This is a genomic window from Brevibacterium sp. 91QC2O2 (assembly GCF_024580695.1).
Classification (GTDB): domain Bacteria; phylum Actinomycetota; class Actinomycetes; order Actinomycetales; family Brevibacteriaceae; genus Brevibacterium; species Brevibacterium moorei.
On sequence record NZ_JANIJY010000001.1, the window covers coordinates 355085 to 379210 of the forward strand.

23 protein-coding genes are annotated in these 24126 nt (G+C 67.2%); 8 read left to right on the forward strand and 15 right to left on the reverse strand.

The features are described from left to right. Window positions 1-61: 61 nt before the first annotated feature. The 5 genes from NQ036_RS01695 to NQ036_RS01715 all read right to left on the reverse strand — a co-directional run bounded on the left by NQ036_RS01695 (window position 62) and on the right by NQ036_RS01715 (window position 4867). A complete protein-coding gene (locus NQ036_RS01695) occupies window positions 62-907 on the reverse strand; it encodes an amino acid ABC transporter permease (protein ID WP_257056878.1) in 846 nt (281 codons plus the stop codon). Beyond that, window positions 889-1551, reverse strand: coding sequence for an amino acid ABC transporter permease (locus NQ036_RS01700; protein ID WP_257046507.1), 663 nt, complete (start codon window positions 1549-1551; stop codon window positions 889-891). Before NQ036_RS01700 ends, NQ036_RS01695 begins: the two co-directional genes overlap by 19 nt. 97 nt (window positions 1552-1648) lie before the next feature. Beyond that, window positions 1649-2542, reverse strand: coding sequence for a glutamate ABC transporter substrate-binding protein (locus NQ036_RS01705; RefSeq protein WP_257046508.1), 894 nt, complete (start codon window positions 2540-2542; stop codon window positions 1649-1651). 46 nt (window positions 2543-2588) lie between these two features. Further along, complete coding sequence (locus tag NQ036_RS01710; RefSeq protein ID WP_257046509.1) at window positions 2589-3359, reverse strand: amino acid ABC transporter ATP-binding protein; 771 nt, start codon at window positions 3357-3359, stop codon at window positions 2589-2591. Window positions 3360-3490: 131 nt separating this feature from the next. After that, window positions 3491-4867: a glycine--tRNA ligase gene (locus tag NQ036_RS01715; protein WP_257046510.1), complete on the reverse strand. Its 1377-nt coding sequence runs from the start codon at window positions 4865-4867 to the stop codon at window positions 3491-3493. A 336-nt stretch (window positions 4868-5203) separates the two neighbouring features. On the opposite strand from NQ036_RS01715, the gene NQ036_RS01720 reads away from it, so the two are divergent. Next, on the forward strand, window positions 5204-7111 hold the full coding sequence (locus NQ036_RS01720) for a DEAD/DEAH box helicase (protein ID WP_257046511.1): 1908 nt from the start codon (window positions 5204-5206) through the stop codon (window positions 7109-7111). Between the two features lie 23 nt (window positions 7112-7134). Then, a complete protein-coding gene (locus NQ036_RS01725; protein WP_257046512.1) occupies window positions 7135-7716 on the forward strand; it encodes an LURP-one-related/scramblase family protein in 582 nt (193 codons plus the stop codon). Window positions 7717-7719: 3 nt separating this feature from the next. On the opposite strand, the gene NQ036_RS01730 is transcribed toward NQ036_RS01725, so the two are convergent. The 4 genes from NQ036_RS01730 to NQ036_RS01745 all read right to left on the reverse strand — a co-directional run bounded on the left by NQ036_RS01730 (window position 7720) and on the right by NQ036_RS01745 (window position 12281). Next, window positions 7720-8505 (reverse strand): isoprenyl transferase, encoded by a 786-nt coding sequence (locus NQ036_RS01730; protein ID WP_257046513.1) that lies wholly within the window; start codon window positions 8503-8505, stop codon window positions 7720-7722. Then, window positions 8502-9302, reverse strand: a complete 801-nt coding sequence (gene recO, locus NQ036_RS01735) for a DNA repair protein RecO (protein WP_257046651.1) — start codon at window positions 9300-9302, stop codon at window positions 8502-8504. Before recO ends, NQ036_RS01730 begins: the two co-directional genes overlap by 4 nt. A gap of 83 nt (window positions 9303-9385) precedes the next feature. Further along, complete coding sequence (leuA, locus tag NQ036_RS01740) at window positions 9386-11155, reverse strand: 2-isopropylmalate synthase (RefSeq protein WP_257046514.1); 1770 nt, start codon at window positions 11153-11155, stop codon at window positions 9386-9388. A gap of 214 nt (window positions 11156-11369) precedes the next feature. Continuing rightward, on the reverse strand, window positions 11370-12281 hold the full coding sequence (locus tag NQ036_RS01745; RefSeq protein ID WP_257046515.1) for a hypothetical protein: 912 nt from the start codon (window positions 12279-12281) through the stop codon (window positions 11370-11372). A gap of 84 nt (window positions 12282-12365) precedes the next feature. Between NQ036_RS01745 and NQ036_RS01750 the strand changes: the two genes are divergently transcribed. Together NQ036_RS01750 and NQ036_RS01755 are read left to right on the forward strand one after the other, a co-directional pair. Beyond that, the gene (locus tag NQ036_RS01750; protein WP_257046516.1) at window positions 12366-13175 is read left to right on the forward strand and encodes a L,D-transpeptidase family protein; all 810 of its coding nucleotides are present in this window, start codon (window positions 12366-12368) and stop codon (window positions 13173-13175) included. Then, on the forward strand, window positions 13172-13969 hold the full coding sequence (locus NQ036_RS01755) for a dihydrofolate reductase family protein (protein ID WP_257056879.1): 798 nt from the start codon (window positions 13172-13174) through the stop codon (window positions 13967-13969). Before NQ036_RS01750 ends, NQ036_RS01755 begins: the two co-directional genes overlap by 4 nt. On the opposite strand, the gene NQ036_RS01760 is transcribed toward NQ036_RS01755, so the two are convergent. Continuing rightward, the gene (locus NQ036_RS01760; protein ID WP_257046518.1) at window positions 13966-15159 is read right to left on the reverse strand and encodes an alpha/beta hydrolase; all 1194 of its coding nucleotides are present in this window, start codon (window positions 15157-15159) and stop codon (window positions 13966-13968) included. The two genes, NQ036_RS01755 and NQ036_RS01760, sit on opposite strands and share 4 nt — an antisense overlap. A gap of 144 nt (window positions 15160-15303) precedes the next feature. On the opposite strand from NQ036_RS01760, the gene msrB reads away from it, so the two are divergent. Together msrB and NQ036_RS01770 are read left to right on the forward strand one after the other, a co-directional pair. After that, on the forward strand, window positions 15304-15759 hold the full coding sequence (msrB, locus tag NQ036_RS01765; RefSeq protein WP_257046519.1) for a peptide-methionine (R)-S-oxide reductase MsrB: 456 nt from the start codon (window positions 15304-15306) through the stop codon (window positions 15757-15759). Then, the gene (locus NQ036_RS01770; protein ID WP_257046520.1) at window positions 15756-16331 is read left to right on the forward strand and encodes a GNAT family N-acetyltransferase; all 576 of its coding nucleotides are present in this window, start codon (window positions 15756-15758) and stop codon (window positions 16329-16331) included. The genes msrB and NQ036_RS01770 overlap by 4 nt, the downstream gene beginning before the upstream one ends. Before the next feature lie 100 nt (window positions 16332-16431). On the opposite strand, the gene hemQ is transcribed toward NQ036_RS01770, so the two are convergent. From hemQ to NQ036_RS01790, 4 genes are all read right to left on the reverse strand, one after another. Then, complete coding sequence (hemQ, locus tag NQ036_RS01775; protein WP_257046521.1) at window positions 16432-17142, reverse strand: hydrogen peroxide-dependent heme synthase; 711 nt, start codon at window positions 17140-17142, stop codon at window positions 16432-16434. Between the two features lie 52 nt (window positions 17143-17194). After that, on the reverse strand, window positions 17195-18622 hold the full coding sequence (gene hemG / locus NQ036_RS01780; RefSeq protein WP_257046522.1) for a protoporphyrinogen oxidase: 1428 nt from the start codon (window positions 18620-18622) through the stop codon (window positions 17195-17197). Continuing rightward, the gene (gene hemE, locus NQ036_RS01785) at window positions 18619-19674 is read right to left on the reverse strand and encodes a uroporphyrinogen decarboxylase (protein WP_257046523.1); all 1056 of its coding nucleotides are present in this window, start codon (window positions 19672-19674) and stop codon (window positions 18619-18621) included. The genes hemG and hemE overlap by 4 nt, the downstream gene beginning before the upstream one ends. A 79-nt stretch (window positions 19675-19753) precedes the next feature. After that, complete coding sequence (locus NQ036_RS01790; protein WP_257056880.1) at window positions 19754-20248, reverse strand: flavin reductase family protein; 495 nt, start codon at window positions 20246-20248, stop codon at window positions 19754-19756. Window positions 20249-20403: 155 nt separating this feature from the next. Here NQ036_RS01790 and NQ036_RS01795 point away from each other — a divergent pair, with 155 nt between their 5' ends. Beyond that, window positions 20404-20997, forward strand: coding sequence for a DUF3000 domain-containing protein (locus NQ036_RS01795; RefSeq protein WP_257046525.1), 594 nt, complete (start codon window positions 20404-20406; stop codon window positions 20995-20997). Continuing rightward, entirely contained in the window at window positions 20994-22193 is a 1200-nt protein-coding gene (locus NQ036_RS01800; RefSeq protein WP_257046526.1) for an HRDC domain-containing protein, read from the forward strand. The genes NQ036_RS01795 and NQ036_RS01800 overlap by 4 nt, the downstream gene beginning before the upstream one ends. A 13-nt stretch (window positions 22194-22206) precedes the next feature. Here the strand turns inward: NQ036_RS01800 and dxs are convergent, their stop codons facing one another. After that, a complete protein-coding gene (gene dxs / locus NQ036_RS01805) occupies window positions 22207-24105 on the reverse strand; it encodes a 1-deoxy-D-xylulose-5-phosphate synthase (protein WP_257046652.1) in 1899 nt (632 codons plus the stop codon). Between the last annotated feature and the right edge of the window lie 21 nt (window positions 24106-24126).

Below are 24126 nucleotides of genomic sequence, written 5' to 3' on the forward strand. Positions count from 1 at the left end.
CAGCGCGGCCCCGGTACGCCTGAACTTCAGGCGTACCGGGGCCGCGTCGTTCGCGCCGTGCTCAGCGCACCGCTGTGCCCTTGGCGCTTTCGGTCTTGGCCGCCGTCTTGCGCTGCAGACGGCGTTCAAGCCAACTGGCCAGGCCCGCGATGAGCATGTTGAGAATGATGAACAGGACCGCGCCGACGATGAAGGTCGGCAGCAGGTTCTGATAGTTCCGCCCGATCTGGTTGACCTGGTAGAGCAGGTCCTGATAGGTCACGATATAGCCCAACGCCGAGTCCTTGAGCAGGACGACCACCTGGGCGACGATCGTGGGCATCATCGCGCGGAAGGCCTGCGGCATGAGCACCAGGCGCATTGTCTGGGAATCGCGCAGGCCGATCGACATGGCCGCCTCCCGCTGCCCGCGTGGGACCGCGACGATTCCGGCCCGGATGATCTCCGCGAGCACCATGCCGTTGTACAGCGCCAGACCGCCGACGACGGCGACGAACGGAGTGGTGGAGAACATCAGGTACAGCGCGAAGATGAGCAGCAACACCGGCACGCCGCGGAAGAACTCCAGCAACGCGGTCGCGGGCACCCGGATCCAGGCCCGGCCGGATAGCCGCAGCAGGGCGAAGACCACGCCGATGACCAGGGCCAGCAGAGTCGCGATGACCGCCGCCTTGATCGTCGACCACAGACCCTTGAGCAGTGCCGCCTGGATCACCGAATAGGTGAAGGGGCTCCACTTGGCGCCGGTCAACTGGCCCGCCGCACCGAACCGGTAGACGATATAGGCGATGATCCCCAGGATGGCCAGTGCGGACACGATCGACAGGATGACGTTGTTGCGCCGGCCCTTGGGCCCGGGCGCGTCGAACAGCACGGTGGTGGGGGCGCTCATCGTACGATCACCCACTTCCTTTCCAGATACGTGAACAGTCTGCCCAGGATGAGCGAGAGCAGCAGATAGGAGACGGCGGTGGCCAGCAGGATCACGATGGTCAGATCGCCGCGCAGCTCGATCGCCCCGCGCATCGCGGAGATGAGTTCGCGGTTGTTGAACCCCGAGGCGATCGAGGTGTTCTTCAACATCGCGATAAGCACACTGCCCAGCGGCGGGATAACGGTGCGAAACGCCTGGGGCAGGACCACGAAGCGCAGCGTCTGGCCGAATTTCAACCCGATCGACCGCGCGGCCTCGGCCTGGCCCACCGGCACCGTGGAGATCCCCGAGCGCAGGGTTTCGGCCACGAAGCACGAGGTGTAGGCGATCAGCGCCACCGTCGCCATGAAGAAGGAATTGATCCCCGCGTCCTTGCTGGCGCGGATCTCCAGGAACGGCAACCCGAAGACGCAGAAGAACATGACCAGGGTCAACGGCGTATTGCGGACGACGTTGACATAGGCTGCGGAGGCCGCGCGCAGGACCGGGGTCGGAGAGACCCGCATGGCGGCGAGTACCGTACCGCCGAGCAGAGCGCCGACGGCGGTGATAAGGAAGAACTTGACGGTTCCCCACACACCCGAGGCGAAGAGGTCGAATAGTGCTGCAGTGTTCACGTCTGACCTTCGGTGTCGATTACGGAAAGGGGCCGTCCCCGGCCGGCCGGAGAGCATGCTCGGCCGGCCGGGGACGGTTCAGGTTGGGCAGTGGGCCTCAGTACCGGTCCACCTTGGGCATCTCCACTCCGTCGGTGGAGCCCAGGGTCGCCTCGAATGCCTGCTTCCAGACCCCGTCGTCCTCGGACTTCTCGATCGCATCGTTGACGGCACCGCGCAGTGCACTGTCGCCCTTTGGCAGGCCCACCCCGTAGGGCTCCTCGGAGAAGGGCTTGCCCACGACCTTGAACTTGCCGTCGGACTGCGCCGCATAGCCGCGCAGGATCGCGTCGTCGGTCGTCACCGCGTCCACCGATCCACTCTCCAGATCCGTCACACACTTGGAGTACGTGTCGTAGGTGACCAGCTGCGCCTTGGGGTAGTCGGATTTGATTCGCTGAGCCGGGGTCGAGCCGTCGACCGAGCAGACCTTCTTGCCGTCGAGGGATTCGGGCCCGGCGATGTCGGAATCGGCCTGGACCAGCAAATCCTGGCCCGCGACGTAGTAGGGACCCGCGAAGTCGACGACCTTCTTGCGCTCGTCGTTGATCGTATAGGTCGCGATCACCAGATCGACCTTCTTGTTCTGCAGGAAGGGTTCGCGATTCGCCGAAACGGTCTCGACCCAGTCGATCTGATCGGGTCCGAAGCCCAGGGACGCGCCGATCATCTTGCCCATCTCGATGTCGAAACCGGCCGGCACGTCCGACCCGGGAGTGACATTGCCCAGGCCGGGCTGGTCCTTCTTCACCCCGATCTTCAGTTTGCCCGCCTTCTTCGCAGCTTCCCAGGTCTTCGATCCGTCCAGCTTGACGTCGTCGGCGACTGTATAGGTGGGGGCGGCCGCGGAGCCGGATGCGCCGCCGGCATCGGGGGTGCCGGACTGGCCGCAGGCGCTCAAACCCAGCAGGGCGATGGCGGTTCCGGCGATGATTGTACTCAGGCGTTTCATCTGTTTCTCCTTCATTGGAATCGGTTGCGGGACGGGGTCGGGCCGATCAGTGGCCGAGGATCTGGGCCAAGAACGTCTGCGCACGCTCCGAGCGAGGATTGGTGAAGAACTCCTCGGGCGTGCCCACCTCCACGATCTGCCCATCGGCCATGAACACCACCCGATCCGCGGCCTTGCGCGCGAACCCCATCTCATGGGTCACCACCACCATCGTCATCCCCTCCTTGGCCAGGCCCACCATCACATCGAGAACCTCGTTGATCATCTCCGGATCCAAAGCCGAGGTCGGCTCATCGAAGAGCATCACCTTCGGCTTCATCGCCAAAGACCGCGCAATCGCCACACGCTGCTGCTGCCCACCGGAGAGCTGCGCGGGATACTTCTGCGCCTGATGATCCACCCCCACCCTGGCCAACAACTCCATCGCCTCGGCCTCGGCCTGCGCCTTCGACAGCCGGCGCACCCGGATCGGACCCAGGGTCACGTTCTCCAGAATCGTCATATGCGCGAACAGATTGAACGACTGGAAGACCATGCCGACCTCCGAGCGCAGATTCGCCAACGCCGCGCCCTCGGCCGGCAGAGGCGCACCATCAACGGAAATCGTGCCCGACTCGATCGTCTCGAGCCGGTTGATCGTCCGGCACAGGGTGGACTTGCCCGACCCCGAGGGCCCGATCACCACCACCACCTCGCCGACATGGATGTCGAGGTTGATGTCGGTCAGGGCATGGAAATCGCCGTAGTACTTCTCAACGTGGTCGATGCTCACAAGGACGGGGCGGGAATCCTGATCACTGGTGGGGGTGTGGTCCATGACACTGATACTAAACCACGTGTGACGGATTTTACAGTTGGAGTACAGGTCGCGTGCAGGCCGGGCACAGACACAGCGGGCCCCGGTATCCCGCTATGGGATACCGGGGCCCGCTGCAGCGTGGCGCCCGCTCAGCAGCCCAGGCCGGCTGCCAGATATGCCTCGACACGGTCCAGGGGAACGCGCTCCTGACTCATATCATCGCGCTTGCGAATCGTCACAGCCGCATCGTCGAGCGAATCGAAGTCGAAGGTGATGCAGTACGGGGTGCCGATCTCATCTTGCCGGCGGTACCGGCGGCCAATCGCGCCCGCGTCGTCGAAGTCGACGTTCCAGCGCCGGCGCAGGCGCGCGGCCAGCTCCTTGGCCTGCGGGGAGAGCCTCTCATTACGCGACAGCGGCAACACCGCGGCCTTGACGGGAGCCAGGCGCGGATCGAGTTTGAGCAGCACACGCTTGTCGACGCCGCCCTTGGTGTTCGGCGCCTCGTCCTCCGTGTAGGCGTCGACGAGGAAGGCCATCATCGAACGGGTCAGGCCGAAGGAGGGCTCGATCACGTACGGGGTGTAGCGCTCATTGGCCTGCTGGTCGAAGTACTGCAGCTTGGCACCGGAGGCCTGGGAGTGATTGTTCAGATCGAAGTCGGTCCGGTTGGCCACACCCATCAGCTCACCCCAGGAGTTGCCCTGGAATCCGAAATCGTATTCGATGTCGATGGTGCCAGCCGAATAATGGGCGCGGTCCTCCTTCGGAACGTCGAAACGGCGCATGTGCTCCGGGTCGATGCCCAGATCCACGAACCACGCCCAGCAGGCCTCGACCCATTCCTTGAAGTACTGCTCGGCCTCATCGGGCTTGGTGAAGAACTCGATCTCCATCTGCTCGAATTCGCGGGTGCGGAAGATGAAGTTACCCGGGGTGATCTCATTGCGGAACGCCTTGCCGATCTGGCCGATGCCGAACGGGGGCTTCTTCCGGGCCGAGGTGACCACGTTGTTGAAGTTCACGAAGATGCCCTGGGCGGTCTCCGGACGCAGGTAGGCCAGGCCGGACCCGTCGTCGACGGCGCCCAGGAAGGTCTTCATCAGGCCGGAGAACTGCTGAGGTTCGGTCCAGGCGCCGGGCTGGCCGGTCTCCGGATCATTGATGTCGGCCAGACCGTTGACCGGCGGATGACCGTGCTTGGCCTCATAGGCCTCGAGCAGGTGGTCGGCGCGGTAGCGCTTGTGGGTGTGCAGGGATTCGACCAGCGGATCGACGAAGGTCTCGACGTGCCCGGAGGCCTGCCACACCTCCTTGGGCAGAATGACCGAGGAGTCCAGGCCGACCATATCGGCGCGCCCGCGCACGAAGGTCTGCCACCAGTTCGCCTTGATGTTCTCCTTGAGCTCGACGCCCAATGGGCCGTAGTCCCACGCGGACCGGGAACCGCCGTAGATCTCCCCCGCCTGGAAGACGAAGCCACGCCGCTTCGCCAGGGTGATGACGGAATCCAACTTCGATGCCACGAATTTCTCCTCATGTCACGCTGCGGCCTGGCTGGCCGCACGCAGGTTCTCCCCAAGCCTACCGAAGAACCCACTGTGAGTTAGAACGCCCCCGAACGGGGCCCATCGGCGCAGGGCCCCGTGTAGACTTATCGGAGCACCCAAACCTATCCCGGGAACCCCGTCGTTTCGAAGCCGTCGCCCCTTGCGCGACCGGATCATCCGGCTGTTCCGATATAAAGGCCCCTTGTGCGTTGATGAGTGCACGCCGGCCTGTAGGTGATTTAAGGTCGGTCGCCAATCCAGTTCACTGCGACCAAGTGTGTGATGCGTTCAACGCCTGACGAAGGGTTCTTCATGAACACCACGGAAACAGCCGCGCCCGAAATCCCGGACACCGCGGAAACCACCACCCCCGAGGCCGGCACCCGGTTCGCCGATTTCGACCTGGCCGCGCCCATTCAGCGCGCGGTCGAGGACCTCGGGTACGAAACCCCCTCCGCGATCCAGGAGGAGACGATTCCGCTGCTGCTCGACGGCCGCGACGTCATCGGCCTGGCACAGACCGGCACCGGCAAGACCGCCGCGTTCGCTCTGCCCCTGCTGTCCGACTTGGCCAAGCAGGGTCCCTCGCCCGAGGGTCCGCGCGGCCTGATCCTGGCCCCCACCCGTGAGCTCGCACTCCAGGTGGCTGAGGCCCTGACCAGCTTCGCGAACCATCTGGCCGATTTCTCGGTCCTGCCGATCTACGGTGGTCAGTCCTACGGCCCGCAGCTGGCGGGCCTCAAGCGCGGCGCCCAGGTCGTCGTCGGCACACCCGGCCGTGTCATCGACCACCTGAAGAAGGGATCCCTGCGTTTGGGCGCCCTGCGCCACCTGGTGCTCGACGAGGCCGATGAGATGCTCAAGATGGGCTTCCAGGAGGACATCGAGGAGATCTTCGACCAGAAGCCCGAGGACACCCAGGTCGCGCTGTTCTCCGCCACGATGCCCCGCTCGATCCACCGGATCGCAGGGCAGTACCTCAACGATCCCGCCGAGGTCAGGGTCAAGTCGAAGACGACGACCGGGGCGAACATCCGCCAGCGCTACCTGACGGTGATGCACAGCCACAAGCTCGACGCCCTGACCCGGATCCTCGAGGTCGAGGAATACGACGGCATCATCATGTTCGTGCGCACCAAGCAGGAGACCGAGGAGCTGGCTGAGAAACTGCGCGCCAGGGGCTTCCGAGCCTCGGCCATCAACGGCGACATCCCCCAGCAGGCCCGTGAGCGCACCGTCGAGCAACTGCGCGACGGCAAGATCGACATCCTCGTCGCAACCGACGTCGCAGCCCGTGGCCTCGACGTGGAGCGAATCTCGCTGGTCGTGAACTACGACGTGCCCCACGACACCGAATCCTATGTTCACCGGATCGGCCGGACCGGCCGCGCCGGGCGCTCCGGCGAGGCGATCCTGTTCGTCACCCCGCGTGAGGATCGGATGTTGCGCCAGATCGAGAAGGCCACCAGGCAGAAGGTCGAACCGTTGGTCCTGCCGACGGTCGAAGAACTGACCAACACCCGCGTCGAGAAGTTCAAGACCCGGATCAACGACGCCCTGACCACTCAGGATCTCACCGAGGTGCGCCCCGTGATCGAGGCCTTCGAGCGCGAACACGATGTGGACGCTCGGGAGATCGCCGCTGCACTGGCCGTGCTGGTGCTCGACGGGGAGAAGCTCACCGCCGAACCTCTGCCGGAACCGCGCGGACGCAAGGACCGTGACCGCGGCGGCGAGCGGGGCGGCCGTGACCGCGGGCCGCGGCCCGGCATGCGGACCTACCGGATCGCGGTGGGCCGCAACGACCGGGTCTCCCCCGGGGCGATCGTCGGCGCGATCGCCAATGAGGGAGGACTGGGCTCCGGCCAGATCGGCCACATCGACATCCGCTCGAACCACACACTGGTCGATCTGCCCGAGGACCTGGGCCAGAACGTGTTCGACCGGCTGGAGAACACCCGCATCCAGAACCGCCGGATCGACCTGCGGGTGGACGCGGGCCGCCCGGGCCGCCCGTTCAAGAAGCGCACGGGCGATCGCGGACCCGGTGAGGGCCGCTCGTTCAAGAGCGACCGGGGCGAGCGGGACTTCCGCCGCGACGACCGTGGCGGTTACGACCGTGGCTCACGCGGCTACGACCGCGGTGGTCGCGGCAACCGGGACTTCCAGGGCGGCAAGCGCGATGGCGGCGGTTTTAAGAAGAACGGCCGCAAGTACTGAGTCCGGTCTGACACAATGAGGCCATGACCTCACCAGACGGCCCACCCGCACGACCCCTGCTGCAGCAGAACACACTTGTGATGCAGCAGGTCACGGGGTTCATGAGCAATGATTTCGGCATTGTGAATCCCCAGGGCGTGCAGGTGGGCCGTGTGCACACCATCGGGTCCGGTGCCAAGCGCTTCTTCATGGGCTCCCGCGAATTCCAGCTGTTCGACGCCGACGGTGGCTATCTGTTGGGCATCAAGGATCTCGTCACCTTCGGCCGCGACCGCTGGGAACTGCGCGACACCGCAGGCGCTCCCCTGGCCGATATCGTGCGTCGGTTCACCTTCTTCATGAAGAAGATCGATGTGCAGGTCGTAGACGGCCCCCTACTGCAGGTGCAGGCCGCCGATATCTTCGACTTCGGCTTCGGTATCACTGCGGATGGGGTGGAGATCGCCCGGACCTCTCGACAATGGGCGGGCGTGGGCAATACCCTGCTGGGCCGCGACCGCTATGTGTTGAACTTCCGGCCCGATGTCCGCCCGCGCGACCGGGTGGCCATCATCGGCGCGATGATCGCCCTTGACCTGATGAGGCAGAAGGACCAGTCGAGCTGAGTCTCAGGCTTTCCCCGGCCTGTCCACTGCGGCGCCGAACCGGCGGTCGCGCCTGGCGTACTCCTCGATCGCCGCCCACAGCGTGCGCCGGTCGACATCGGGCCAGAGCACGTCCTGGAAGACCATTTCAGCATAGGCCGACTGCCACAGCAGGAAGTTCGATGTGCGCTGTTCCCCCGAGGACCGCAGGAACAGGTCCACATCCGGGACCTCGGGGGCATACAGGCGGGCGGCCACGGAGCGGTCGGTGATCTTGCCCGGTTTCAGCCTGCCAGCGGCGACGTCGGCGGCGATCGCGTTGACGGCGTCGACGATCTCCGAACGTCCTCCGTAGTTCACGCAGAATTGCAGAGTCAGGCCGGTATTGTGCTTGGTCGTCTCCTGTGCATATTCCAGTTCCCTGATCACCGAGGACCACAGTCGGCCCCGCCGGCCGGCCCAGACGATGCGCACACCCAGTTCGTTGAGCTCGTCCCGGCGCCGGTGGATGACATCGCGGTTGAAGCCCATGAGGAAACGGACCTCTTCGGGTGAGCGCTTCCAGTTCTCCGTGGAGAAGGCATAGGCGGACAGGTAGTCGACGCCGATCTCGATGGCGCCGTGGATGACGTCGAGCAGGCTCGCCTCGCCGGCCCTGTGGCCCTCGGTTCTGGGCAGCCCCCGGTCATTGGCCCAGCGGCCGTTGCCGTCCATCACAACGGCCACATGACGCGGCACGAACTTCGCGGGGATGCGCGGGGGCCGGGCTCCGGAGGGATGGGGTGGTGGGGCCGGATAGGATTTCTTCACCCGGCCAGTGTATCCGTCCGACTCGCAGCCAGGTCGAGGATGTCCCGGCCCACCCTGCTGCGCCCCTGTTCCAGCAACCCCAGGGAGCGCACATGGCGTTCCAGATGCCACTGCACATGCGCCGAGACGACACGGGATCCCTGCACGGCTGTGCCCATATCGGAGCCGTCCGCAGTGGCCCAGTCACCTGCCAGCAGCGCGCCGAGGTGGACCAGCACATCGGAACCCGGCAGCAGCACTCCGTGCTGCGCGCCGGCCCGGCAGTCCGGACACAGGGCACCGCCGGCCGCCGGGGAGAAAGCGCGGTGGGGCCCTGGCGCCCCGCAGACGGCACAGTCGATGAGGCTGGGGGCCCAACCGGCGATCGCCACGGCCCGCAACAGGTAGGCGTCCAGGGACAGCCGGGGGGCGTGTTCACCCTTGCACAGGGAGCGCACCGCCGATACCGCCAACAGGTACTGGTTGCGGGGACGCGGTTCCGTCTCCGTGAGTCGCAGTGCCGTCTCCGCGAGCACACAGGCCGCCTGGTAGGTGTCGTAATCGGCCACGATGGCACGGCCGAAGGGCTCGATCAGCTCGACCTGGGTGACGGTATCGAGGTTGCGGCCGATATGGCACTGTAGGTCCACGAGCATAAAGGGCTCGAGGCGCGAACCGAACCGGCTCTTCGTCTTGCGCACGCCCTTGGCCACGGCCCGTACGAGGCCGTGGTCGCGGGTCAGCACGCTGACGATGCGGTCGGCCTCCCCCAGTTTCTGTGTGGTCAGGACGAGGCCGGTATCCCTGTAGTACTTCATCATGGGACATTATCCTCCCCCGCACTGACATGGGGCTGCACACCGTGGTGTGCAGCCCCATGTCAGTGCGGGTCCGGGAGGCTTCAGGCCCCTTCGCGTTCCGCGCGGTTGACCGCGGAGATGATGGCCTTCAGCGAGGCCTTCGTGGTGTTCTCGTGGATCCCGGCGCCCCACAGCACCCGGTCGCCCACGGCCAGTTCGATATAGGCCGCGCCCTGGGTGTCGGCGCCGGTACCCACCGCGTGTTCGGTGTAGTCCTGCAGGCGGATGTCCAGGTCGAAGTTGTCGTTGAGGATGTTGACCATCGCGCTGATCGGACCGGTGCCACGGCCCTCGAAGGTGCGTTCCTGCCCGTCGACGAGCATGTCGACCTGCAGGATCTCCCGATTCCTACCCGATTCGGTGTCGTCCTCGTGCGTCGATTCGGTGCGCAGCGCCAGCGCCCTGAACCTGCCCCAGCGGTTGTCCTGCTCGTCCGCGGGCAGGTATTCGTCGCTGAACAGCTTCCACAGGGCCGGGGCTGTGACCTCGCCGCCGGATTCCGTATGGCCCTGGACCACCTTGGAGAATTCCACCTGCATGCGCCGTGGCATGTCCAGGCCGAACTCGCTGTGCATCAGATAGGTCACGCCACCCTTGCCGGACTGCGAATTGACACGGATGATCGCCTCGTAGCTGCGCCCCAAGTCCTTCGGGTCCACCGGCAGATAGGGCATATCCCATTCCATCTCGGCGATCGGGATACCGGCTGCGGCCGCACGCGCCTCACGGTCGGCGAATGCTTTGTTGATCGCGTCCTGGTGCGAACCGGAGAACGAGGTGAAGACCAGATCACCGCCGTAGGGGTGGCGTTCATGGACCCCGATCTGGTTGCAGTATTCGACGGTGTGGATGACCTCGTTGATATCGCTGAAGTCCAGTTCCGGGTCGACTCCCTGCGTGTACAGGTTCATCGCGACCGTCACCAGGTCCAGATTGCCCGTGCGCTCACCGTTGCCGAACAGGCAGCCTTCGACGCGATCGGCGCCTGCCATCATGCCCAGCTCCGCAGCGGCGACCCCTGTCCCGCGGTCATTGTGCGGGTGCAGCGAGACCGCCACATCGTCGCGGTAGGGCATATTGCGGCAGAACCACTCGACATGGTCGGCATAGGTGTTCGGGGTGCCGCGCTCAACGGTGGCCGGCAGGTTGACGACGGTCTCGCGACCGGCGGTCGGCTGCCACATGTCCAGCACATTGCCCACGACGTCGAGCGCGAACTCCGGTTCCGTATCGACCCAGATCTCCGGGGAGTACTGGTAGCCGAAGTTCGCATCCGACAGCAGGGATTCCGCGTGCTTCATCACGGCCTGGGTTCCGCGCAGTGCGATGTCGCGGGTCTGATCGTAACCGTCCCCGTCGAAGCCGAAGACCACCTTGCGGAACACGGGTGCGGTGGCGTTGTACATGTGGACGGTGGGGTTCTTGGCGCCCACCAGGGATTCCACCGTGCGCTCGATCAGGTCTTCGCGGGCTTGGGTCAGCACCGAGATGCGGACATCGTCGGGGATCGCGTCCTCTTCGATGATCTGGCGGACGAAGTCGAAATCGGGCTGGCTGGCGGCGGGGAATCCGACCTCGATCTCCTTGAATCCCAGCTTGACCAGCAGATCGAACATCTTGCGCTTGCGTTCGGTCGTCATGGGATCGATGAGCGCCTGATTACCGTCGCGCAGGTCGGTCGACAGCCAGCGTGGGGCCTTGTTCAGTCGCTTGTCCGGCCAGGTGCGATCGTGCATGTCCAGCTGAATCCGGTCGAAGTACGACTTGTACTTCTTGAAGGGCATGGGGCTGGGCTTCTGTAAATCGACCACGGGATGACTCCTTAGAAATCCTTGGAAAATGTCTGGCGACCCCATTGGGGGCCGGAAGCGACCGGCAGCGCAGACTCCGCGGTGAGGATCCGGCCTCTTTCAGGCCTCACCGCGGCAACTAAGGAGGAGCATGCCCCGAAATGTCATACTCCAACCGTAGACCCGCCCGACACCGATCGACAATCCGTGTCACATTGTGGGAAAACGTCCGGCCTCAGCGCTTCCAGCCGATCCCGGCCTGGGCCACCGAGAATCCCCTGCCCGATTCGGTGGCGTAGCAGGAGACACCCGTCTGCGAGGAGGTGCACTTCATCCCGGATTTCGTGATCGAGTCGTCATAGCCGAGTTCGGATCCGCCCGAGGGCATGGAGGTGTCGTGGCAGTTGAATCCGACCTCGGCGTCGGTGGCGACGAGCACTTTGCCGTAGTTGGCGGCCTGGCACTGTTCGGGCGCTTCATCCGGGGTGAACTGCACGGTGTTGATCAGACAGCGGGCGTAGGAATCCCCGATCTCGCAGGTGATGTTCCCGCTGGGAGAGTGGAAACTCGTCAGGTCCGCCGGCTTGTCGACGTCCTGCCCCTCGTCCGGCGCACCGAGGCCGCCCTCATCGGACTGCCCCGCGTTCTCGTCGTCACCGGCTGCCGGGGCCTGCGCGCTGGGGGCGGTGCCCGCGGAATCCGAACCGCGGGCAGAGCCCAGGGAGTCGACTGCGATGAAACCGACGACGCCGAGCACCACCACAGCGGCCAGGGCGATCAGGGCGATTGCGAAACCGGGCAGCCGCCTCTTCTGCGGTCCACCGGAGCCACCGGTCGGCGTACCACCACCCGGCGGCACCGGGCCGCCGGGCCCCGCCGGCTGAGCCGGTGCGGGATACTGCGGGCCGGGCCACTGTCCCTCGGGCTGCTGTGGGGGCCGTTGGGGTACCTCGTAGCGGGCTGCGGGCACAGCATCCGCCCACCCGGGACGGCCCTGCGATCCCACTGCGGGCTCCGCCGGATCCGTCCGGGGCAGCGCCTGTGTCGGTTCCCCGGCCGCGGCCGGGGAATTGAAGTTCAGGTACCCCGACTGCTGTCCCGAGTCCTGGGGCTGCGATGGACGGGGGGAATTGGGCGCTTGACTCATATGGGTCATTCTACCGAGTCCTCCGGCTCGCCCGATGATACCGTCAGTGCCCCGGCCCGACCCGGTCCATGACAAAATGGGGTCATGAGGTTCAAGCACGTGCACACATTCTCCGGAGTAGCACTGGCCGCGTGCGTCCTCGCGGGCGCCACCGCCGTGTCGGGTCCGGCCGCCGCAGCCGATCTCGCCGCACCCACCGTCCGCTCCCCCGACGACCTGCCGGCGCCCCAGGTGCGCAGGGCGACTCCCCTTCCGAAGGCATCCCCCAGCGCCGAGGAGCGCTCACAAGCGGGCTCGGCCACTCCGGCGCTGCCAGGAGTCGGCCCGCAGCATATGGCGGACCTACCGGCGGACACCACCCAGGTCCTGATCGCCTCGACCCCCAAAACGGGCGACGACGACGCCCGGATCGCCTTCTACACCCTGGACGACGGCCGTTGGAGGGAAGAACGGTCATTCAAGGGGCACAATGCGGTCAAGGGCTGGACAGACACGAGCAAGAAGCGGGAGGGTGACCTGCGGACTCCAGCTGGGGTGTTCGCGTTGACCGATGCCGGCGGCTACCTGCCCGACCCCGGGACGAAGATGCCCTATACCCGGGACCGCAGCCTGAAGAACGGGGCGGCCGGCGCCTACGGACCGCGCTATGCCAATGTCTTCGACTATGTGCTGGCCATCAACTACAACCGCAAGACCGGAGTCTCGCCGAACGAAAAGACCCGACCCCAGGGGTGGGACAAGGGCGGCGGCATCTGGTTGCACCTGGACCACGACGACGGCACCCACGGCTGTGTGACACTCAAACGGGCCGATCTCAAGTGGGTCCTGCGCCAGCTCGATCCGCAGGCTTCACCCCAGATCATCATGGGCGCCGCCCCGGACATCGCGAAATGAGCGCCGCCGCTCCTCTGCATATGTTGTTCGACGCCACCGGGCACCTCCCCGCCGGCGCCATCCCGCCGGCCGTCGGCGAACCACTGCTCAGCGGGCTCTACGACTCCGGCGCCTTCGGCGAACACACGCCGGGCCTCCGGGTGCAGGCGAATATGGTCGCGACCGTCGACGGACGCATCTCCGGCGCCGACGGCCTTTCCGGCACCATTTCCACGCCGGCGGATAAGCGGGTCTTCTCCGTACTCCGGGCCCTGGCCTCGGCAGTGGTGGTGGGCGCCGGCACAGTGCGCGCCGAACGCTATACCCGACTCAGCGCCAAGCCCGCCTTCGCAGCGGCCAGGGCGGGCCGCGGGCAGGAACCGTGCCCCACTCTGGTCATCGTCTCCGACTCCGGGCGCGTCGACATCGACCGGCTCGATTCGGCCGGGACCTCCCCCGTCATCGTGCACACGGGACCCACCGCGACTACGGGGATCCTGCGGGACCTGCGCGCGGCCTTCGGGGACGACCACGTCATCTCCCACACCTGCCCCGTGGAACCGGCACAGGTCCTGGCTGATCTGCGCGAGCGCGGTCTGACCCGCGTCCTGACCGAGGGAGGGCCGGGCCTGCTGGGCCAGTGGGTGGCCCAGCGCGCTGTCGACGAACTGTGCCTGACAGTCTCCCCTCTGCTGCTCGGGGCTCCCGCCCAGAGCATCCTGGGCGATACCCGACTGCCCCGAGCGGTACCCACGGTGCCGCGGTCCCTCATCGGCGACGCCGCAGGTCTGATCTGCCGCTTCGGACTGGACTAGAGGACCCGGGTCTCCAAGAAGTTCGCGACATCGTCGTTCCAGCGCTCGGGATCGACGTTGTACTCCTTGGTGTGCCTGGCTCCTGCGTAGGAGGGCATGGTGACCAGGTCGGACCGCACCCGGGCCAGCGCGTGCGAGGGCCCCGACGGCACGAACTCGTCGTCATCGGAATGGATCAGCAGGACCTCTTTGTCCAGTTCCCTGGCCCGCTTGACCCAGTCCAGGCGGTCCAGGTTCACCGGGGTGTCCAGGCCGGTGATCCGACGCGCCCAGGGGCGGGTGATCATCGCCAGGGTCAAGCGGGCGATGGGCGTGGGCAGGAAGTTCTCCTTCGCCTGGTGGTCGAGCACGTCGTACCAGTCGACGACCGGACCGTCCAGAATCAGCGCCGCGATGTCCTCGCGGTGGGCACCACGGGCGGCGGCCTGGAACACGATGGCCCCGCCCATCGACCAGCCGATCAGCACAACGCGCTTGGCCCCGTTGTCCAGGGCATAGGCGATCGCGGCATCGACGTCGCGCCACTCGGTGTCGCCGAGTCCGTAGCGCTGTCCCGTGCCCGTGCGCAGCTCCGCGTCATTGCGATACGACATCGCCAGGGCGGGGATGCCCAGCTGATCGAGCACGGGTGCCGCGCGCAGCCCCTCGGCTCTGGTGCCACCGCGCCCGTGGACGAGGATCGCCCAGGTGTCGCGCGGTTCCCCGGCGTTGGTGGGCAGGTACCAGGTCGGCAGGACACCCGCATCGCTTTCGATCTGCACTTCGGCGTAGGGCAGGTCGAGCACATCGGGGTGGGAGTACACGGTGCCGCTCATCCGGCCCCACCTGGCGCTGCGCAGGTCGCCCGAGTCGATGCCGAGCACGCGCCGCGAAACGGTCCGGGAGACGGGATCGTATTCCTCGATCGCGCCGATCCTGGCATGGCCGTGGCCGGCGTCGAAGAACAGCCCGTACACACCGGGCGCCAGGGTCTCCTCTGTCGCCGAGAGCTGCACCCGCATATCGTCACCCAGACCGGAGACGTGGAGGATCTCCACTTTCTCCGGCGCCAGTTCGGGGATGACGATCCGGCGGGCGAAATAGGCCGCCAGGCCCGATGAGGCAATGGACACCACCGCAGCGGCCCCTGCACCCAGCCCGAGGGCCAACAGCCCGGTCCGCACGATCCCGGTCTTCACGCTCGTTGCCATAACCCGCTTCCCTCTCCTCGTGCCTCTATCGTATCCATCGGAACCGGGCCCCGACAGCAGGCGCGACCGGTACGCTGGGGAATTGCGCCACCGCATGTGGTGTTGGACTCAGCGGCACACCGATTTCGAATAGGAAGTGGACTCATGGACAAGCAGGCCGGCACACCGGCGGACACCCGCAGCGAGGTGCAGTGGCAGCAGATACTCGCTCCGGACGAATACGCGGTGCTGCGCCAGGGAGCGACCGAACGGCCGTACACCGGCCAGTACACCGAGGTCTTCACCCGTGGCACCTACCGGTGCAGGGCCTGTGATGCCGCACTGTTCTCATCCGATACGAAGTTCCCCGCCCACTGCGGCTGGCCCGCGTTCTTCGCGCCCCTGGCCCGCGAGACGGTCGTCTACATCCGCGATGAGTCCATGGGCATGGAACGCGTCGAGGTGCGCTGTGCGAACTGCGGGTCACACCTGGGACACGTCTTCCATGGCGAGGGCTACGGCACGCCGACCGATGACCGTTACTGCATCAACTCGATCAGCCTGGTGCTCGACGAGGCGACCGGCCCGGCCGCCGCCACACCACCGGAGGACGAAGAATGACGACTGAGCCCGCAACCGAATCCGCCGCCGGCGTCGCGGCCTCCGCCCAACACCTGATCACCCGGGCCTTCCCCGAGCTCACCGGCACCGAGCTCTACGGGCTGCTGCAGCTGCGCAGCCAGGTCTTCGTCGTCGAACAGGACTGCGTCTTCCTGGACCTGGACGGCGTGGATATGCTGCCTGACACCATCCACGCGTTCATCCCGGCACCCGCCTTCGGCCTACCCGAGGTCCGGCCGATGGTCGATTCGCACGGCGCGCCGGCCGGCCTGTGCGCGATGCCGGCCGCCTATGCCCGCGTCCTGCCGGCGGGTTTCATCGACGGTCCGGCCGGCGAACCCGCCTCGCGCAGTATCGGACGGGTCGTGACCGATCCGGGCATCCGCGGCAAGCGCCTGGGCTCGACGCTGATGCGCTCCCTGGTGGCCCGGTTCGGACCCGAGACCGTGCTGACACTCAACGGGCAGTCCCATCTGCGGGGGTTCTACGAAACCTTCGGTTTCACGGTCTCCGGTGACGAGTTCATCGAGGACGGCATCCCGCATCTGCCGATGCGCAGGCCCCGCGGCTGAACCGGCTCCTCCACGCCGAACAGCGCCGCCGCACCCCTTATCGGGGTGCGGCGGCGCTGTTGTTGCTGGGCCGAAACCGCCGGAGTCTGCTGCGGGCGGCTCAGCGCCAACCGGTGACGATGTCCTCGAGCGGCTTGAGGGGACCGGTGAAGAACGGGATCTCCTCGCGGACGTGGCGGCGGGCCTCGGTGGCCCGCAGATCGCGCATCAGATCGACGATGCGGTCCAGGCTCTCGGCCTCGAAGGCCAGCAGCCATTCGTAGTCGCCCAGGCCGAAGCTGGCGATGGTGTTGGCCTTGATGTCCTTGTAGCCGGCTGCCGCGATTCCGTGGTCGCGCAGCATGGTGCTGCGTTCGGCGGGATCCAGCAGGTACCAGTCGTAGGAGCGTACGAACGGGTAGACGCACAGGTACGGATTGGGTTCCGGGTCCGTCAGGAAGGCCGGGACGTGGGACTTGTTGAACTCCGCGGGCCGGTGCATGCCGACGACCGACCACACGGGTTCGAGCACGGCGCCCAGATCGGACTTGCGGAGAATGGAGTTGGCCTCCTGGAGCAGTTCGACACTGGGGGCGTGCCACCAGATCATGAGGTCGGCGTCTGCCCTGGTGACGGACACATCATAGGTGCCGCGGACCACCAGTCCGCGCTCGGCCAGCGCGTCGAGTCCGTTCCTGACTTCGGCGACCAGGGCTGCGCGGTCGGCGTCGCCGATCTCCCCGACAGCCTGGAAGACGGTGTAGGCGACATAGCGGATGTCGGTGTTGGCCTGCTCGATCTGTTCGGGCGTCGGGGCCTTGAAATCGGCCATGGGGTGTTCCTTTCCTCGTCGGATTGCAATGAAGTCGATGTGGAGCGGGGCCTCAGGCGCTCAGCCGGGCGGCCTCGGTGGTGGCGCGCTTGATGCAGGCCGGGATGCCGACCCCGTCGAAGGCCGAGCCGACCAGTCCCAGGCCGGGGATGCCGGCCAGGTCAGCGTCGAGTTCCGCTATGCGTTCCAGATGTCCGGGCAGATACTGTGGCAGGGCCTGGTTCCAGCGTTGGACGCCGGCGTGGACCAGTTCGTCGTGGCGCCCAGTGATCCGCGACCAGTCGGCCACTGCGCGGTCGATCAGTTCCGCATCGGACAGCTCGGACCAGGCCGAGGCCGGATCGCCGTAGCGCCCGATGCTCATCCGCACCACCGCCAGCCCCTCGGGCAGGGAATCGCGCAGCCACGGCCACTTGTTCGAGGCGAAGGTCGAGGCCTTGATGAAGGCCGGTTCCGCCGGCGGCACCAGGAAGCCCGAACCCGTCAGTTCCCCGTCCAGGCACAGCACCGTGTTCACCAGTGCCGAATTCGCATAGGGGATGGCGCCGAGCCTGCCCGCGATGCGTTCGGCCGCCGGTTCGTCCATGGCCCGCAGCAGCCCGGCCGCCGCATAGGCCGGCACCGCCAGGACCAGGTTGGCTGCGCTCATGGGGTGCCCGCCTGCCGTCGTCACGGACCAGCCGTTCTCACTCCGGGCGATCTGTTCGACCTCAGTGGCGGTCAGCAGTTCGACTCCGGCGCCGCGCAGCCGGGTCGCCAGGGCGTCCACGAGTCCGTTGATACCACCCGGCAGGCTCATGAAGGTCGGTGGGGCGTCGGCGGTCTGGGTGCCGGGAACGTTTGCGCCGCGGGTCGCGGTGCGCCGGGCCAGGGTCTGCCTGACCGTCTCAAGGACTCCGGCGCCGGTATTGGCAGCCGGCAGCAGGGCGGGCACGGTGGCGGCCATGGACAGGTCGCGGCAGCGGCCGGAGTACACGCCGCCGAGCAACGGATCGATGAGTTTATCGACGACCGCATCGCCCAGGCGGGCGGCGAGGAACTCTCCGACGGCCACGTCGCCTGCCACCGGATCGGTGAGCTGTTCGTGGGCCACGCGCTCGATTTCGGGCTCGCTGAGGATCCCGTGCAGCGACTGCGGATCGCCCGGCACCCCCATCAGAGTGCCGGCCGGCATCTCATGCAGACGCCCTCCGACGAACAGCTGTGAGTGCTGGGACCGGTCCGGATAGACCGGTTCCAGATCCAGCTCCGCGGCCAGGGCGCGGGTTTCCGGGCGGACGTAGAGGCTGGCCTCGGCGCCCACATCGGCGCCGAGTCCGGCGTAGCCGCCCAGCTCATCGCGCTTGAGGCAGCCGCCCAGTCGAACACGCCGTTCGATGACGCGGATGCGGGCGGACGGCTGGGCCGTGTGCAGGCGCCAGGCGGTGACGAGTCCGGAGATCCCCGCGCCGACGATGATGAAATCGGCGGGCGCGCTCATGCGGCCTCCCCCGCCCTGCGGGCTGCGATGAGTTCCGCGCTGACCCGATGGACCTCGTCGACGATGAGGCCCGGCACTGCCGGATCGGTGTTCGGCAGGACGCCGTGGCCCAGATTGAACACGTGGCCGCCGTGGTCCAGGCCGGCCTTGACGATATCGGCGATGCGCGGGCGCAGCACTTCCCAGGGAGCGAACAGCAGAGCGGGGTCGAGGTTGCCCTGCAGCGCCTGGCCCGGCTGCACACGCGCAGATGCGTCGGCCAGCCGGACCCGGAAGTCCACGCCCATGACATCGGAGCCCGCCCGCGACATCGGTTCGAGCAGTTCGCCGGTCTGCACGCCGAAGTGGAAGCCGGGGACGTCGTAGGGCCGCAGGGCCTCGAAAACCGCGGTGGAGTGCTCGAGCACGGAGCCGATGTAGTCGTCGGGTCCCAGGTAGCCCGCCCAGGAGTCGAACAGCTGGAAGGCGGAGGCCCCCGCGGCCAGCTGCACCCCGATGAAAGTCGCGGAATAGCCGGCCAGGCGTTCCAGGATGTCGTGGAACAGGGCCGGATCGCCCAGCATCATCGCCTTGGTCTTCTCGTGGTTCTTGCTCGGCCCGCCCTCGATCAGGTAGCTGGCGACCGTGAACGGCGCACCGGCGAAACCGATCAGCGGGGTCTCGCCCAGTTCTGCTGTGATCCGGGTGACGGACTCGGTGATGTCCGCGAAGTGTTCGGCGCTCAGCTCCGGCAGCCGGTCCAGATCGGCCCGCGAGCGCACGGGGTGGTCGATGACGGGCCCGACGCCCGGTTTGATCTCGACGCCCACCCCCGCGGCCTGCAGGGGCACGACGATATCGGAGAAGAAGATGGCCGCGTCCACGCCGTGCCGACGGACCGGCTGGAGGGTGATCTCGGTGACGAGGTCCGGGGTCCGGCAGGCCTCGAGCATTGCATTGCCGCGGCGCAGCTCGCGGTATTCGGGCAGGGACCGGCCGGCCTGGCGCATGAACCAGACCGGGGTGAAGTCGACGTCCTGGGAACGTGCGGCGCGCACAAGAGTGGAAACCATATGCCCTATCGTCTCAAATCCGGTTGCCCGCCGCGGACGGTATCGCGGTGTGACCTTGAAGATCTCATCCGGCGGATGGTCAGCCGATCACGTGTTCGGCGTCCAGGGTGTAGAAACCACGGTCCATATAGACCAATGGGTCCCCTGCCGCGTCGACGACGACGTCCTCGACACGGGCGACGATGCACGTCGAGTCCCCGATCGCGACCTTCTCGAACGGCGTACAGCGCAGTGCGGCGTGCACCCCGGACAGGACCGGCTCGCCCGTCGGCAGGGTGCTCCAGCCCTGCTCCGTGGTGAACCGCGGAGCGCCCGGCTTGGCGAAGGACTGGGCGATGGGCAGTTGGTCTGCTCCCAGCAGGTTGACCACGAAGCTGTCCGCGGCCAGGATCTTCGAGGCCGAGCCCCGGCTGGTGCTCAGGGAGAACAGCAGAGCAGGCGGATTGACGGAAACGCTGGCGACCGAGGACACCGTCAGTCCGGCGGGTCCGTCCGGGCCCGCCGCAGAGATCACCGCGACCCCCGCCGGGTGGTGTCCGAATGCGTGCTTGAATGCCGCGGGCTCAACTGCCATGGTTCTTCCTTCCGTAGATCTTCGAAGACAACACGTCTCGACATCAACATATTCCCACCCCGCCGCCCCGGCGGGCGTGTGAGTCATATGACGCCACACCGTGCGGTCGGCGAGCCGGACGCACGGGGTCCGCGGCCAGGTCTTACAGTTGCAGAGTGGACCAACCCATGCAGCTGAGAAGAATCCCGGAGCCGTTCGAGCGCGCTCATCGGGCTCTGGCACAGGCCGGCAGCGCCGGCCCGGTGACCCTCGAGGAGGTTTCCGCACCCGGCGGGCTGGCCCCCTGGGCGGCAGCGCTGAGTGCCCGCGTATCCGGCGGGGCCGTTCCGGCTGTCATCGGCACGGGCCGGATGGCCCTGCTCTACGATGCCTCGGCCCCCCGTGAGTGGGGCGGCGAATTCCGGATCGTGACCTACATCCGGTCCGAACTCGAGCCCGAGATGGCAGAGGAGGTCCTGTTGGGCCCAGTCGCCTGGTCCTGGCTGACCGAGGCGTTGAACCGACACCACGCCACCGTCGAGCGCGTGGGCGGGCAGACCACCCGGGTGCTCGCCGAGAGCTTCGGCATCCTGGCCGAAAGACCCGACACCCGCGATCTCGAACTGCGCGCGTCCTGGACTCCCATCCTCGCCGCCCCGGAGGACGTCGCGGACCACATCGACGCCTGGCTCGACCTGCTCTGCACGGTCGCAGGCCTTCCACCACTACCCGAGGGCGTCAGCGCCTTCCCAGGGAGCAACCGCCCATGAGCAACCCCCAGTCCGACGATTCGCTTGAGGCCCTGCCGCTGCTGGCCGAACCCGAGGCCGGCGTACCCGAGGTCGTCGACACGCCCGCTGCACTCGCCACCGCCGTCGCGGCTCTGCGGTCCGGGTCCGGCCCCGTGGGCCTCGATGCGGAGCGCGCCTCGGGGATCCGCTACGGCCAGCGCGCCTTCCTGATCCAGCTCAAACGCGCTGGCGCGGGCATCGTGCTCGTCGACCCAGAGGCCCTGCCGGATCTGCGCGAGGTCTCCCGTGCCCTGGATGGGGTCGAATGGATCCTGCACGCCGCCACCCAGGATCTGCCGTGCCTGGCCGAGCGCGGAATGCACCCCGATGCGCTCTTCGACACCGAACTGGCCGCCCAGCTGCTGAACTTCGAGCGGATCGGGTTGGCCAGCGTGGTCGGTGGCCTGCTGGGCGTGCGCCTGGCCAAGGAGCATTCGGCCGTGGACTGGTCCCACCGGCCCCTGCCGCACGACTGGCTGGCCTATGCAGCTCTCGATGTTGAGCTACTGCCCCAGCTCGAGGAGCTGCTGTGGCAGCGGCTGCGCGCTGCGGGCAAGGACGGCTTCGCCGTCCAGGAGTTCGCCCATCTCAAGACCTTCGAACCGAAGGTCTACGCCGAGCCCTGGCGCCGGGTGCACGGTCTGGGTGCGCTGAAGTCGCGCAGACAACTGGGCCGGGTGCGCGCGATGTGGGCGCTGCGCGACGATTTGGCCGAGGACCGCGATGTGGCACCGGGGCGGGTGGTGCCCGATAAGAAGCTCGTGGCCATCGCCGCAGGCCATGTCCGTTCCCCCTCCGACATCCTGCACCTACCGGGCAAGGGCCCGACTCCCGCGGATGCCAGGGAGTTCTACTCCGTGCTCAAGGCCGCCGATAAACTGCCCGAGTCCTCCATGCCGGGTCGCAAGGCCGATGCCAAGGCCGGGCCCCGGGTCGACAAGGACCTGGTCAAGGCCCGGCTCGAGGCGCTGCGGGCCTCTCTGGGGCACGTCGCGGCGGAGCTCGACATGCCCAGGGAAATCGTCCTGGCGCCCAAGATCCTCAAGGAGCTGGCAGGCCTGCCGAGCATCGGCGATGGGGCCTTCATCGCCGATTTCCTGGCCGCGCATGCCGCCAGGCCCTGGCAGATCGAGTACGCAGCGGACCCGCTGGCGAGGGCATTGGCGAACCTCTAGTCGGCACCGGGCTTCAGTCGGTGCCGGCCAGGTGGCCGGTGATCCGGCGCACCATGGTCTCGACGTCGAGGCCGGCCAGCTCGAGGATCTCCTCACGGGTGCCGTGCGGGAGGAATTCGTGCGGCACCCCGAGTTCGAGCACCCCCGTGCGGTGCTCCTCATCGCGCAGGTCCTGGCGCACCTGTGTGCCGATGCCGCCTAGTTTGACCCCATCCTCGATCACCACGACCAAACGGTGTGCGGCCCCATCTGCCACGACCGGGGCCGGGACGGGCAGAACCCAGCGGGGGTCGACCACACTGGCCCCGATTCCGGCTTCCGCCAGCCGGGCGTGCACGGCCAGCGCCCGGTCGGCCAGGGCGCCGACGGACACGATGTAGACATCGGCGGCCAGGCCGGCGGGGACCTCGGCCAGGGTGTCGACGCCACAGGCGTCGCGGTGCAGCGCGACGATCTCCCGACCGACAGTGCCCTTGGCGAAGCGCACGATGGACGGCCCGTCCTCGATGGTCACCGCCTCGTTCAGTTCCTCCCGCAGGCGTTCGGCGTCGCGCGGGGCGGCCAGGCGCAGGCCTGGCACGATCCGGGCCAGCGCCATGTCCCACACGCCGTGGTGGCTGGCCCCGTCCGGGCCGGTGATCCCCGCCCGGTCGAGCACGATGGTCACTGCCTGCCGGTGCAGGGCCACGTCCATCAGCAGCTGGTCGAAGGCGCGGTTGAGGAACGTCGCGTAGACGGCCACGACCGGGTGCAGGCCGCCGTAGGCAAGGCCTGCGGCAGAGGCCACCGCGTGCTGTTCGGCGATGCCGACGTCGAATACCCGCTCGGGGAACTCGGTGGCGAAGGGGCGCAGCCCGACCGGGTCCAGCATCGCCGCGGTGATCGCCACGATATCCTCGCGGCGCCGGGCGATCTCGAGGATCTCCTGGCCGAACACCTGGGTGTAGGAGGTGCCGGTGCTGGGCTGGGCCCGGCCGGTTACCGGGTCGATCACGCCCACCGAGTGGAACTGATCGGCCTCATCGGCCACGGCCGGGCCGTAGCCGTGGCCCTTCTCGGTCAGTGCGTGCACGATGACGGGCCCCTGGGTGTAGCCCTTGGCCCGCTCCAGCGCCTTCTCCAGGGCGAACTGGTCGTGGCCGTCGATCGGCCCCATGTACTTGATGCCCAGGTCCGCGAACATCCCGGCCTCGGGGGCGGAGAACATGTCCTTGAGTCCGCGCTTCATCCCGTGCATCGCGGTATAGGCGGCGCGTCCGGGGATTCCCGAATGGTGCAGCGCCTCCTTACCCCAGTCCAGTAGCTGTTCATAGGCGTTCGAGGTGCGCAGCGCGTCGAGGTGTTCGGCGAAGCCACCGACGGTGGGCGAATAGGAGCGACCGTTGTCGTTGACGACGATGATCAGACGCCGGGCGGGTACCGATTTATCCGCTGCGATCGTGTTCAGCGCTTCCCAGGCCATACCCCCTGTCAATGCCCCGTCACCGATCACCACGACGACGTAGCGCTCGGACTCCCCGCGCAATTGGTGGGCCTTCGCGATCCCGTCGGCCCAGGACAGCGCGGCCGAGGCGTGCGAGTGCTCGAGCACATCGTGGTCGCTTTCGGCACGGCTGGGGTAGCCGGAGAGCCCGCCGAATTGTCGCAGGGTCTCGAAGCGCTCAGCCCGGCCGGTCAGCAGCTTGTGGACGTAGGCCTGGTGGCCCACGTCGAACAGCAGGGTGTCCCGCGGTGAGTCGAAGGTGCGGTGCAGGGCCAGGGTGAGTTCCACGACCCCGAGGTTGGGGCCCAGGTGCCCGCCGGTGCGTGCGACGGTGTCGACCAGCACGTCGCGGATCTCCTTGGCCAGTACCTCGCATTCGGCCGGGTCCAGGCGTTTGAGGTCCTGTGGAGAGGCGATATCGGAAAGAATGGGCGGCCTCCTTGCACGGTC